Source organism: Pseudomonas sp. LAP_36 (assembly GCF_019456785.1).
In the GTDB taxonomy this organism is placed as follows: Bacteria; Pseudomonadota; Gammaproteobacteria; order Pseudomonadales; family Pseudomonadaceae; genus Aquipseudomonas; species Aquipseudomonas tritici.
Genome location: NZ_JAHZMS010000003.1, coordinates 561256 through 574089, shown reverse-complemented (window position 1 = coordinate 574089; position 12834 = coordinate 561256). Strand labels below are relative to the sequence as shown.

Sequence of the window (12834 nt, the reverse complement as noted above, 5' to 3'; positions counted from 1 at the left end):
ATCGCTCGGCCAGGCTTGGCGGTGTTTATGTACGGCGGCGGGTCAGCCCAGTTCGCCGCACAGGTTGGTTTCCACCAGGCTTCGAGTCTCGTCGGACGACAAACCGCTGCCGATCAGTGCATTGAGCTTGCCGAAGGCCGCTTCGCGGGTCATGCCGCCACCGGACAGCACGCCCACGCCGCGCAAACGGCTGCCGGCTTCGTAGACATCCAGTTCCACGCCGCCTTCATGGCATTGAGTGACCGCAACCACCACCACTCCCTGGTCCTGCGCACGCTGGAGGCTGGCGAGGAACCCAGGGTTATCGCTTGGCCCGGTGCCGCTGCCGAAGCACTCCAGGATCAACGCCTGAATGCCGCTGCCGATCACTGCGTCCAGCACCGCCGCGTCGATACCCGGCACCAGCGGCAGTACGCCGACCGTGGCGAGGCCCTTGGCTTGGCGATACTCCAACGCAGCAGGCAAGGCGGTGGCGCGCGGCACACCGCCCTGGCGTTGCAAGGCGGCGAAGGGATGGCGCCCGAAGCTGCGGATCTTCGCGCAGCGCGTCGGGTCCATCAGCGCGCCATGGAAGTACAAGTGCACACCTGGCGCCAAGCCTTTGCCCAAGGCTTGCAGCGCGCCGCTGACGTTTTCCCAGGCATCACTGTCGGGCACGCCGGCGGGCAGCATCGAGCCGGTGAACACCACCGGTGCCGGCAGGCCCAGCAGTTGGAAGCTCATGGCCGCCGCACTGTAGGCCAGGGTGTCGGTACCGTGCAGGATCAATACGGCATCGTAGCCTGCGTCCACGGCCTCAACGACGGCGGTGCGCAGGCGCTGCCAGTAGGCGGGGGTCATATTGGCGCTGTCGATCAGCGGTGACATTTCCAGAAAGCGCCACGTCGGCACCTGCGCGTCGGCCAGTTGCTCGCGCATGCGCGCTTCGAAACCGGATGCCGGGGCCAGGCCGTTGGCGCTGGCCTGCATGCCGATGGTGCCGCCGGTGTAGAGCACCATCACGTTGTTGGCTGATTGCATCGAAGATTCTCCTGAACGAAAAACGCCGCCGGGCCCAGAGCATGCCCAAGGCCGGGCGGCGTGTCATCTCTCTAGGCTTAGCGTTGCGGTTGAGCGTTCAGTTCAGCCGACGCTTGAGCCGCTGGCTCGGACTTCACCGGGTTGGCCGGCCAGGCCTTGCGGTCCAGGTCCAGGTCAGGGAACTGGCTGGAATCGAACACCGGGGTCTTGATGCCCGCCGCGCGCTGGTTGTCGTAGTCATTCAAGATGCGCATGGCGATCTTGAACAGGAACGCCAGGGCGAACAGGTTAACGAACGCCAGCATCGTCATGGTGATGTCGGCGAAGGCGAACACGGTGCCGAGGTTTTCGATGGAACCCCAGAAAATCAGCACCAGCACCAGCGCGCGATAGCCCATCAACACCTTGCGGTTGTTGCCGACCAAAAAGCGCAGGTTGCTCTCGCCCAGGTAGTAGTTGTACATGATCGAGGTGAACACGAACAACGCCAGGGCCACCGAGATGAACATGCGGCCCCAATCGCCGACCACGGCGGCCAGGGAGTTCTGGGTCAGGGCAATGCCGTCGCCTTCAAAACCTGGGGTGTAGAAACCGGAAAGCAGGATCAGCAATGCCGTACAGGTGCAGATCACGAAGGTGTCGAGGAACACGCTGAACGCCTGGACCACGCCTTGGGCAATCGGGTGTTCCACGGAAGCCACCGCCGCCACGTTAGGCGCACTGCCCAAGCCGGCTTCGTTGGCGAACACGCCGCGTTTCACACCCATGATGATCGCGCTGCCTACCAGGCCACCGAAGGCTTGGTCGAGGCCGAAGGCACTCTTGACGATGGTCGCGAGCATGGCTGGCACGTGGTCGAATTGCAGCACGATCACGTACAGGGTTACCGCGATGTAGACCAAGGTCTTGACTGGCACCAGCAGGTCGGCGATCGAAGCGATGCGCTTGATCCCGCCGATGAACACCAGGCCCAGCAATACTGCCAGCGCCAGGCCGGTGTAGGTGGTGTCCAGGCCAAAGGCGTTGTTCAGCGAGTGCGTCACGGCGTGCGCTTGCAGGCCGTTGAAGGCAAAGCCGAACGTCACCAACAGCAGGAACGCCATGACCATCCCCAACCAGCGTTTTTGCAGGCCGTGCTGGATGTAGTAAGCCGGGCCGCCACGGTAGGTGCCTTCGGCGTCGGTGCGTTTGTACAGCTGGCCGAGGGAGCACTCGATGAAACTCGACGACATGCCCACCAACGCGGTGACCCACATCCAGAACACGGCGCCCGGGCCACCGAGGGTCACGGCAATGCCGACACCGGCAATGTTACCGGCACCCACACGGCCGGCCAGGCTGAGCATCAGCGCCTGGAACGAGCTGAGCTGGCCCGAGCTGCTCTTGAGGCTGTCTTTAAACACAGAAAACATGTGGAAGAAGTGACGCAATTGAACGAAACGCGAGCGAATCGTGAAATAACCGCCGAGCCCGACAATGAGCACGATCAGTACTTTCCCTGAGAGGAAGTCGTTGATGACTTCGAGCATGGAGTGTTCCTCGCTGATTTTTCTAATGGCAAACGCAGGACGGTTCAACGCCGTCGCATCGCACCAGGCAGTGCGCGACAGTTCGACCCCAATCCTTTTGCGGGTTGTTATTCATGCGGTTTCGCGCTGTTTGAGGGCCTCGTTACCGACGGCCGCAGACGCGAGAGGGGCGGCACTATACCTAGGCGAACGTGATTCGTCTGCTCGGGCTGATTAAAGGTTTCAGCCACGCAGTGGCGGTCAAGGTGGGTTTGCAGGGCGATATTGGAGTTTTTATGGGCGTCATTTCGCAACCTCAAGGCAAAAAAAAGGGCCTGAAGAACGAGCCTTCAGGCCCTCAAAAGGTGAGAGGTGTCTAGTCCCTCAACCTGGTGAGCGGTGCAACAAACGCTTAGGCCTTCAACGGGACCAAACGTGGGGCAATCATGTTTTCGGGGCGCAGGATGTCGTCGAGCATGGCGTCGTCGAGCAAGCCTTCTTCGCGCACCAGTTCCAGCACGCCACGCCCGCTTTCAAGGGCGATACGTGCGATGCGGGTAGCGTTTTCGTAGCCGATGTAAGGGTTCAGCGCGGTGACCAGGCCGATAGAATGCTCCACCAGTTCGCGACAGCGGGCTTCGTTGGCGGTGATGCCGACGATGCAGTGCTCGCGCAGCATGTCCATGGCGCGTTGCAGCAGGCGGATCGAGTCGAAGATCTTGAAGGCGATCAGCGGCTCCATCACGTTCAGTTGCAGTTGGCCGCCTTCGGCTGCCATGGTCAGCGCCAGGTCGTTGCCGATGACTTGGAACGCGACCTGGTTAACGGCTTCCGGAATGACCGGGTTGACCTTGCCGGGCATGATCGAGCTGCCTGGCTGGCGTGCCGGCAGGTTGATTTCGTTGATGCCGGTACGTGGGCCGCTGGACAGGAGGCGCAGGTCGTTGCAAATCTTCGACAGTTTTACTGCGGTACGCTTGAGCATGCCGGAGAACAGCACGAACGCGCCCATGTCGGAGGTGGCTTCGATCAGGTCGGCGGCCGGTACGACCGGCTGGCCGCTGATCACGGCCAAGCGTTGTACCGCCAGGGCCTGGTAGCGCGGGTCGGCGTTGATGCCGGTACCGATGGCGGTGCCGCCCAGGTTCACTTCGGTCAACAGCTCCGGTGCCAGGGTTTTCAGGCGTGCGAGGTCTTCACCCAGGGTGGTTGCGAAGGCGCGGAATTCCTGGCCGAGGGTCATTGGCACGGCGTCTTGCAATTGGGTGCGGCCCATTTTCAGCACGTGGCTGAACTCGACGCCCTTGGCAGCGAACGCCTGGATCAGGCTGTCGAGGCTGGCCAGCAGCGCGTCATGGCCCAGCAGCAGACCCAGGCGGATCGCGGTCGGGTAGGCGTCGTTGGTCGACTGCGCCATGTTCACGTCGTTGTTCGGGTGCAGATACTGGTATTCGCCCTTGTTGTGGCCCATGGCCTCCAACGCGATGTTGGCGATGACTTCGTTGGCATTCATGTTGGTTGAAGTGCCGGCGCCGCCTTGAATCATGTCCACCACGAACTCTTCGTGGAAATCGCCGCGGATCAGGCGGGCACAGGCTTCGCTGATGGCAGCGTGCTTGGCTTCGCTGAGCTGGCCCAACTCGCGGTTGGCGTCAGCGGCTGCTTGCTTGACCATTGCCAGGCCGACCACCAATTTCGGGTAATGCGAAATCGGAACGCCCGAGAGGCGGAAGTTATTCACCGCTCGCAGGGTCTGGATGCCGTAATACGCTTGGGCAGGTACTTCGAGTACGCCAAGCAGGTCTTTTTCTGTGCGGAATGATGCAGCGGAGGACATGACGGAAATCATCTCGATAGGGACCCGGAACAGGCCGGAACGCTGCGAATGCTAGGCGTGTAGACGTTTTTGGGCCAATGCTGTTAAACACTGGCCTATGCACAAACGGCATAATGCGCGTGTGACCCAGCTATGATGGCGGGCGTGTGTGCCAAAATGGTGCGTACCCGTGGGAGGAAGTGATGAACCTTGAGAGCAAATGGCTGGAAGACTTCAGCGCCCTGGCGGCAACGCGCAGTTTTTCCCAGGCGGCAGAACGGCGCTTCGTCACCCAGCCGGCGTTCAGCCGACGCATCCGCAGCCTGGAAGCCGCGCTGGGCCTGACCTTGGTCAACCGCTCCCGCACCCCCGTGGAGCTGACGGCGGCGGGGCAGTTGTTCCTGGTCACCGCGCGCACAGTGGTCGAGCAGCTCGGTGAAGTGCTGCGCCATTTGCATCACCTGGAAGGCGGGCAGGGAGAGGTCATGCAAGTGGCGGCCGCTCACTCCCTGGCATTGGGTTTCTTCCCACGTTGGATCGCGCAACTGCGCAACGAAGGCCTGAACATCGCCACGCGGTTAGTCGCCACTAACGTTGGTGACGCCGTGCACGCCCTTCGCGAGGGCGGCTGCGACCTGATGCTGGCGTTCTACGACCCCGATGCCGCCATGCAAATGGATGCCGAAATCTTCCCGTCGCTGCACTTGGGCAACACCGAAATGCTCCCGGTGTGCGCCGCCGATGCCGACGGCAAACCGTTGTTTGACCTGGAAGGCGAGGGCAGCGTGCCGTTGCTGGCCTACAGCGCCGGTGCGTTTCTCGGGCGTTCGGTGCACTTGCTGCTGCGCCAGCGTGCGCTGCGCTTTACCACGGTTTACGAAACCGCCATGGCGGACAGCCTCAAAAGCATGGCCTTGGAAGGGTTGGGTATCGCCTGGGTGCCGCAGCTCAGCGTGCGCGCTGAACTGGCGCGCGGGGAATTGGTGGTGTGCGGCGGGCCGCAATGGCACGTGCCGCTGGAGATTCGTTTGTATCGCTGTGCGTTGGTGCGCAAGGCGAACGTGCGGTTGTTGTGGCGCAAGTTGGAAGGTGGCGCGGCGCAAGGCACCTGAGAGCGACGAACATCAAATGTGGGAGCGGGCTTGCTCCCACATGATTCTCCAGCGCCTTGGACTGACTCATAAGTCAATAAAACCGCCACTTTGCGCCGCTAGACAGATGGTCATCCAAGGGGCTGTTTATCTTAATTATTACGGTATACTGCGCGGCCTTCGGCCGGTCCAACCGGCCCAATTTCGTACAACAAGCCACGCCGGATTTCCCGCGTGGCTTGTTGTTTTTTGACGCGCCCGCGGGCGCCCAGAGAGAAGAGGCACGACGATGAGTGCATTGGTTGGCGTGATCATGGGCTCCAAGTCCGATTGGTCCACCCTTAGCCACACCGCCGATATGCTGGAAAAACTCGGCATTCCGTACGAAGTGAAGGTGGTCTCCGCCCACCGCACCCCGGATTTGCTGTTCCAGTATGCCGATGAAGCAGAATCCCGTGGCATCGAGGTGATCATCGCCGGTGCCGGCGGTGCAGCGCACTTGCCAGGCATGTGCGCGGCCAAGACGCACCTGCCGGTACTTGGTGTGCCGGTGCAGTCGGCGATGCTCTCGGGCGTGGATTCGCTGTTGTCCATCGTGCAGATGCCAGCCGGCATTCCGGTGGCGACCCTGGCGATCGGCAAGGCCGGCGCGATCAACGCCGCTTTGCTGTCCGCCAGCATCCTGGGCGCCAAGCACCCGCAGTTCCACGCGGTGCTGAAAAAATTCCGCGCTGAGCAGACAGACAGCGTGCTGGACAATCCAGACCCACGTATCGCCTGAGGTTGTTGACGATGAAAATCGGTGTAATCGGTGGCGGCCAACTGGGCCGCATGCTGGCCTTGGCGGGCACCCCGCTGGGGATGAACTTCGCTTTCCTGGACCCGGCGCCGGACGCCTGCGCGTCCGCCTTGGGTGAACACCTGCGGGCTGACTACAGCGACCCGGACCACCTGCGTCAGCTGGCCGACGAAGTCGATCTGGTGACCTTCGAGTTCGAAAGCGTCCCGGCTGAAACCGTAGCGTTCCTGTCGCAGTTCGTGCCGGTCTATCCGAGCGCAGAAGCCTTGCGCATTGCCCGCGACCGCTGGTTCGAGAAAAGCATGTTCAAGGACCTGGGCATTCCGACCCCGGCCTTCGCCGACATCCAGTCCCAGGCAGACCTGGACGCCGCTGTCGCCAACATCGGCCTGCCGGCCGTGCTGAAAACCCGCACCCTGGGTTATGACGGCAAGGGCCAGAAAGTCCTGCGCACTGCCGCCGATGTGGTCGGTACCTTTGCCGAATTGGGCAGCGTCGCGTGCCTGTTGGAAGGCTTCGTGCCGTTCACCGGCGAAGTCTCGCTGATCGCTGTGCGTGCCCGTGATGGCGAAACCCGCTTTTACCCGTTGGTGCACAACACCCACGACAGCGGCATTCTCAAGCTGTCCGTGGCCAGCACCGATCACCCGTTGCAGGCACTGGCCGAAGATTATTCCAGCCGTGTGCTCAAGCAACTGGACTATGTGGGCGTGATGGCGTTCGAGTTCTTTGAAGTCGACGGTGGCCTGAAGGCCAACGAAATCGCCCCGCGCGTGCACAACTCCGGGCACTGGACCACCGAAGGTGCCGAGTGCAGCCAGTTCGAAAACCACCTGCGGGCGGTTGCGGGCTTGCCGCTGGGTTCCACGGCCAAGGTCGGCGAAAGCGCCATGCTCAACTTCATCGGTGTGGTACCGCCGGTTGAGCGTGTGATTGCGATCGATGACTGCCACCTGCATCACTACGGCAAAGCCTTCAAGGCCGGGCGCAAGGTCGGTCACGCCAACCTGCGCTGCAAGGACCGCGCGACGCTGCAAGCGCAGATCCTCAAGGTCGAAGCGCTGATCGCCGAGCAATAAGCCGAGGGGCGGCGGGAACCATTGGTCACCGTCGTCTCTCTGATTGCAGGATGCTAAAGCCTGGCTAGGCTTTGGCATGACTCACATTCAATCAGAGGGAAATGCCATGGGTATCATCGGAACCATCTTCATCGGCTTGATCGTCGGTCTGCTCGCGCGTTTCCTCAAGCCTGGCGACGACAGCATGGGCTGGATCATGACCATCCTGTTGGGTATCGCCGGCTCCCTGGCCGCTACCTACGGTGGTCAGGCACTGGGTATCTACCAGGCGGGTCAAGGCGCAGGCTTCCTCGGTGCCTTGGTCGGCGCCATCGTGCTGCTGGTGATCTACGGCCTGATCAAAAGAAAGTAATCAGCCGACAAAGTCCTCTGCGCTGCGCAGGCGCAGAGGGCTAGAATGCTCGGCACTTGTACTTGCCGAGCTTCTCCATGCGCCGTCTTCTATTGACTCTCCTCTTGCTGGGCCCTGGCCTGGCACACGCCGGCGAACTGCCGGAAACCGACTGGCTCGACCTGATGCCGCTGTCGGATCAAAAAGCCCTCGAAGCCATGCCCGAGATCGACCACAACTCGCCCGAAGCCCAAGGCACCTTTACCGACAAAGGCGGCTTGAAACAAAGCAAAGGCTTGCCGGCGGTGATGTATTCCACCAAGACCGTGGCGGCCATGAACGGCAAGAACATCCGCATCGGCGGTTACCCGGTGCCGTTGGAAACCGACGCCAAGGGCCGCAGCACGCTGTTCTTCCTGGTGCCGTACCCGGGCGCATGCATCCACGTGCCGCCACCGCCGCCTAACCAATTAGTGTTGGTGCGTTATCCCAAAGGGCTGAAGCTGGACGATATCTACACGCCGCTGTGGGTCACGGGCACGTTGAAGGTGGAGAAGGTCAACAACGATTTGGCCGACGCCGCCTATGCCCTGGATGCGGGGAAGGTGCGGGTGGTGAAGGAATCTGATCTCTAGGGCTCAACACCAATCAGTGTGGGAGCTGGCTTGCCTGCGATAGCATCGGCTCGGTGCCACTGACCCACCGAGTCGTCTGCATCGCAGGCAAGCCAGCTCCCACATTTTGATCGGCGTTTACAGGGCTATCCCGGCGATGCTCACGCCCAGAATATGGCTTTCACCAGGTGCCAGGCTTACCACGTCATCCAGCACATTCGCCGTCTCGATGCAGAGCATGCCTTGCCAGCCATCGTCAGCCATGTCATCAAAGGCCTTGGCGCGCTCGGTCCAGGGGTTCCAGATCACGGTCGACTTCGAACCCTGGCTGGTGAGCTGGATACGGCGCTGCCAGTCGCTATCGATGATGTTCAACTGCGCCGGCGTGTCCAGGTAGATGCGGTCGGTCTCGCCGGTGAAGTGCAGCAGCCCGGATTGCTGCTGTGTGCTCCAGCCGTCGGCGGTATCGATATACGCCGCTCCGTCCAGCCCATCGACCTGCACATTTCGCACATCACTCACGGCAAAGTAGGTGTGCAGCGCCTGGCTGAAGGTCACGGTGTCGGTGCCACGGTTGTGGCTGGTGAGGCGGATATGCAGCTGGTCGTCGAGCAGCAGGCTCAGTGTCAGGTCGACCTGATGCGGCCAGCCAGGGAAGCCGCCAGCGGGTACCGGCAGCACCAGGTCAACACGCAGTGCATCGCCTTCAAGCTCGGTGCCGGCCAATTCCCAGCGTGCCGTGCGCGCAAAACCGTGCGCGCCAGCAGGCTGATCGCTTTGACGCATCGCCTTGACGCTCTGGGGGTTGCGGTCGAATACGCCAAACCACGGCCAGCACACCGGCACTCCGGTACGAATGCCTTTGCCTTGCTTGAACACCGCATCAGGGTTCGGCCAGATCAGCGGCTGCTCGCCGTCGCGCCCGTAACTGAAGATATGCGCGCCCTGTTGGGCCACCATCAGTTCGGCGCCGTTGTGGCGGATGCGCCAGCAATCCAGCTCGTCGATTTTCACGGTCTCAACGTGGGGCGTAGGCATAGCAACACTCTTCAATGGCAGGCAATGGGGCAATTGACCGTCAAAACCGCGTGAGGTTTAACGCGCGCGTGACGGTACCGAGCGCGTACGGCCGCTGCCATCGATGGCGACGAACACGAATACGGCCTCGGTGACCTTGCGCCATTCGCTGGACAGCGGGTCGTCGCTCCACACTTCGACCATCATCTGGATCGAGCTGCGGCCGATTTCCAGGGCCTGGGTATAAAAGGAAAGCTGTGCGCCCACCGCGACCGGCACAAGGAACGCCATGCGATCAATCGCCACGGTGGCGACACGCCCGCCTGCGACCTTGCTGGCCATGGCGGTGCCGGCGAGGTCCATCTGCGCGACCAGCCAGCCGCCGAAGATATCGCCGAAACCGTTGGTTTCACGTGGAAGCGCGGTGATTTGCAGGGCGAGATCGCCTTGCGGGATTGGATCTTCTTGTTCGAGTTCGATCATGCCGAGGGCCTCTGACCCGTGACGCTTCATGGGTATTTCAAGTGGATAGCCGTCTTCTGGAAAAACGTTTCAGCACCAACATACACCGCGTGATGCGTTTCTCGTAAGGCGTACTAAAGGGAAACTCTGCCAAATCGGCTGGATGGCACCCAACGACGTTTTGGCACAGCAGCCCCTCAAGACTGCGGTTCTGGCGCTTGCAGGGGCCGAGTATATCGAGACCCTGGCGCCACGACGACCTCTGGGGGTTCATTTGGTCGGCAATTCGCGGCTGTATGGGGGCTTTTTGTGGCAACTGTGCTTCTGGTGTGCTTTTCCGGGCGATTTGCTATCTTGCCGAACCTGCTCCGGCCCTGCCAACACCTCGGGCTTGCCGTTCTGACTAATAAGAGAAGCCTTGCCATGTCCTCCGTGCCCGCAAGCAGTGCGCAACCTTCGCGCCCGCTGACCCGCAACGACTACAAAACCCTGTCGCTGTCTGCCTTGGGCGGGGCGCTGGAATTTTATGATTTCATCATTTTCGTGTTTTTCGCCACCGTGGTCGGAAAACTCTTCTTCCCCGTCGACATGCCCGAATGGCTGCGCATGATGCAGACCTTCGGCATCTTTGCCGCGGGCTACCTGGCACGCCCGTTGGGCGGCATCATCATGGCGCACTTCGGTGACCTGCTGGGCCGCAAGAAGATGTTCACCCTGAGCATCTTCATGATGGCCGTGCCGACCCTGATCATGGGCTTGCTGCCGACTTACGCGCAGATCGGCCTGTGGGCGCCGGTCCTGCTGCTGCTGATGCGCATCATCCAGGGCGCAGCCATTGGTGGCGAAGTACCAGGCGCTTGGGTGTTTGTCTCCGAGCACGTACCACCACGCCATATCGGCTATGCCTGCGGCACCCTGACCAGCGGCCTGACCGCCGGCATTTTGCTGGGTTCGCTGGTGGCCACCGCCATCAACACGCTTTATAGCCCGGAGCAGGTCTCGGATTACGCCTGGCGGATCCCGTTCCTGCTCGGCGGTGTGTTCGGCCTGCTGTCGGTGTACCTGCGCCGGTGGCTGCATGAAACACCGATTTTCGCGGAGATGCAGCAACGCAAGACCCTGGCCGCCGAGCTGCCATTGCGCGCCGTGCTGCGCGACCACCGTGGCGCCATCGTGCTGTCGATGCTGCTGACCTGGCTGCTGTCCGCCGGCGTCGTGGTGGTCATCCTGATGACCCCGACCGTGCTGCAAACCGTCTATCACTTCAGCCCGACCGTGGCCCTGCAGGCCAACAGCCTGGCCATCGTCACCCTGAGCCTGGGCTGCATCGCCTCGGGCGCCCTGGCCGACCGCTTCGGCGCTGGCCGCGTGCTGATCAGCGGATGTGCGCTGTTACTGGCGACTTCCTGGACGCTGTATCACAGCCTGATGGCCCACCCGGACTGGCTGTTCCCGCTGTACGCCTTGACCGGCCTGTTCGTAGGCACCATCGGCGTGGTGCCATACGTGATGGTCAAAGCCTTCCCGCCCGTGGTGCGCTTCAGCGGGTTGTCGTTCTCCTATAACGTGGCCTACGCCGTGTTCGGCGGGCTGACGCCGCTGGCCGTGTCGCTGTTGATGAAAGAAAGCCCGATGGGCCCTGCCTACTACGTTGCCGCGCTGTGTGTGATGGGGATGGTAGTGGGTGGGTATCTGTGGAAGCGCGCCCGCTGATTGTTTGATAACGATCGCTCCCACGGCCTGCGTGGGAGTGATGGCCGTTCCTCGCTTTATCCCCTCCCTTGCCAATAGTGGCCTTTCATCTAACTGTCACATTCCCGACATAGAGTGTTCACACGGCCTCCTGATACTTGGCCCCGATCCAATTATCCCTATCTGCTAGGAGCAAGGCATGAAACTGAAACGTTTGATGGCGGCAATGACTTTTGTCGCTGCTGGCGTTGCGACCGCCAACGCGGTGGCCGCTGGTGTTGATCCGGCAATCCCGGCTTACGTTAAGACCACTGGTGTGTCGGGCAACTTGTCCAGCGTTGGTTCCGATACCCTGGCTAACCTGATGACCCTGTGGGCCGAGGGTTACAAGAAGGAATACCCGAACGTCAACATTCAGATTCAAGCTGCCGGCTCCGCTACTGCGCCACCTGCGCTGACTGAAGGCACCTCCAACCTGGGCCCGATGAGCCGCAAGATGAAGGACACCGAACTGGCCGCCTTCGAGCAGAAGTACGGCTACAAGCCAACCGCTATCCCGGTTGCCGTGGATGCCTTGGCTGTATTCGTGCACAAGGACAACCCGATCCAGCACCTGACCATGGAACAAGTCGACGCCATCTTCTCCTCGACTCGCCTGTGCGGTGGCAAAGCCGACGTGAAAACCTGGGGTGACCTGGGCGTGACCGGCGACCTGGCCAACAAGCCAGTACAACTGTTCGGTCGTAACTCGGTGTCCGGCACCTACGGCTACTTCAAAGAAGAAGCCCTGTGCAAAGGCGACTACAAGCCAAACGTGAACGAACAACCTGGCTCGGCTTCGGTCGTGCAGTCGATCAGCTCCTCGCTGAACGGCATCGGTTACTCGGGCATCGGCTACAAGACCGCCAGCGTGAAAACAGTGGCCCTGGCCAAGAAAGGCAGCACTGAGTTCATCGAAGACAGCGAAGAAAACGCCCTGAACGGCAAATACCCGCTGTCGCGCTTCCTCTACGTTTACGTCAACAAAGCCCCGAACAAGCCTCTGGCTCCGCTGGAAGCTGAGTTCGTGAAGCTGGTGCTGTCCAAACAGGGCCAGGAAGTTGTAGTGAAAGACGGCTACATCCCACTGCCAGCCAAAGTCGCCGCCAAGGCACTGGCTGACCTGGGTCTGAAAGAAGGCAACTGATTGCCTCTGCGGGGCCGGCCTGCCGGCTCCGCATCCGAATTTTCCAATCCGCTGCCAGCTATGCTTCGCGGCGGATTTGTTGCGTCACTGCACTGTCATCTTTCTGTCATACAGGATCGCTAGGGTGTGCGCATGAATGATCTGGCCAATTCCACCATGACGACGACTTCTCCCCCCAAGCGCATTGATTTCAATACGCCTGAGCTGCAACGCAAACGC

At 61.4% G+C, this 12834-nt stretch carries 12 protein-coding genes; 7 read left to right on the top strand and 5 right to left on the bottom strand.

Features of this window, described 5'->3' with window-relative positions; translation table 11 throughout:
* Window positions 1-42: 42 nt before the first annotated feature.
* From JBO08_RS13740 to aspA, 3 genes are all read right to left on the bottom strand, one after another.
* Complete coding sequence (locus JBO08_RS13740; RefSeq protein ID WP_065880305.1) at window positions 43-1020, bottom strand: asparaginase; 978 nt, start codon at window positions 1018-1020, stop codon at window positions 43-45.
* Between the two features lie 77 nt (window positions 1021-1097).
* Entirely contained in the window at window positions 1098-2549 is a 1452-nt protein-coding gene (locus tag JBO08_RS13735) for a sodium:alanine symporter family protein (RefSeq protein WP_065875520.1), read from the bottom strand.
* 391 nt (window positions 2550-2940) lie between these two features.
* The gene (gene aspA / locus JBO08_RS13730) at window positions 2941-4365 is read right to left on the bottom strand and encodes an aspartate ammonia-lyase (RefSeq protein WP_025854459.1); all 1425 of its coding nucleotides are present in this window, start codon (window positions 4363-4365) and stop codon (window positions 2941-2943) included.
* 182 nt (window positions 4366-4547) lie between these two features.
* On the opposite strand from aspA, the gene JBO08_RS13725 reads away from it, so the two are divergent.
* The 5 genes from JBO08_RS13725 to JBO08_RS13705 all read left to right on the top strand — a co-directional run bounded on the left by JBO08_RS13725 (window position 4548) and on the right by JBO08_RS13705 (window position 8279).
* The gene (locus JBO08_RS13725) at window positions 4548-5456 is read left to right on the top strand and encodes a LysR substrate-binding domain-containing protein (RefSeq protein ID WP_065875519.1); all 909 of its coding nucleotides are present in this window, start codon (window positions 4548-4550) and stop codon (window positions 5454-5456) included.
* 268 nt (window positions 5457-5724) lie between these two features.
* Window positions 5725-6216 carry a 5-(carboxyamino)imidazole ribonucleotide mutase gene (gene purE / locus JBO08_RS13720; protein ID WP_003176980.1) on the top strand — a complete coding sequence of 164 codons (492 nt, stop codon included), beginning with the start codon at window positions 5725-5727 and terminating at the stop codon, window positions 6214-6216.
* Between the two features lie 11 nt (window positions 6217-6227).
* Window positions 6228-7313, top strand: coding sequence for a 5-(carboxyamino)imidazole ribonucleotide synthase (locus JBO08_RS13715; protein WP_065946070.1), 1086 nt, complete (start codon window positions 6228-6230; stop codon window positions 7311-7313).
* A gap of 106 nt (window positions 7314-7419) precedes the next feature.
* Entirely contained in the window at window positions 7420-7665 is a 246-nt protein-coding gene (locus tag JBO08_RS13710) for a GlsB/YeaQ/YmgE family stress response membrane protein (protein ID WP_003231726.1), read from the top strand.
* A 77-nt stretch (window positions 7666-7742) separates the two neighbouring features.
* A complete protein-coding gene (locus JBO08_RS13705; protein ID WP_010207590.1) occupies window positions 7743-8279 on the top strand; it encodes a DUF3299 domain-containing protein in 537 nt (178 codons plus the stop codon).
* Window positions 8280-8396: 117 nt separating this feature from the next.
* Here the strand turns inward: JBO08_RS13705 and JBO08_RS13700 are convergent, their stop codons facing one another.
* Together JBO08_RS13700 and JBO08_RS13695 are read right to left on the bottom strand one after the other, a co-directional pair.
* Window positions 8397-9296 (bottom strand): D-hexose-6-phosphate mutarotase, encoded by a 900-nt coding sequence (locus JBO08_RS13700; protein ID WP_220074657.1) that lies wholly within the window; start codon window positions 9294-9296, stop codon window positions 8397-8399.
* 57 nt (window positions 9297-9353) lie between these two features.
* Entirely contained in the window at window positions 9354-9758 is a 405-nt protein-coding gene (locus tag JBO08_RS13695) for an acyl-CoA thioesterase (protein WP_003176975.1), read from the bottom strand.
* 402 nt (window positions 9759-10160) lie between these two features.
* Between JBO08_RS13695 and JBO08_RS13690 the strand changes: the two genes are divergently transcribed.
* Together JBO08_RS13690 and JBO08_RS13685 are read left to right on the top strand one after the other, a co-directional pair.
* Window positions 10161-11450 carry an MFS transporter gene (locus JBO08_RS13690; RefSeq protein ID WP_065875515.1) on the top strand — a complete coding sequence of 430 codons (1290 nt, stop codon included), beginning with the start codon at window positions 10161-10163 and terminating at the stop codon, window positions 11448-11450.
* A 178-nt stretch (window positions 11451-11628) separates the two neighbouring features.
* Complete coding sequence (locus JBO08_RS13685; protein ID WP_049710887.1) at window positions 11629-12615, top strand: phosphate ABC transporter substrate-binding protein PstS; 987 nt, start codon at window positions 11629-11631, stop codon at window positions 12613-12615.
* The last annotated feature ends 219 nt before the right edge of the window (window positions 12616-12834 follow it).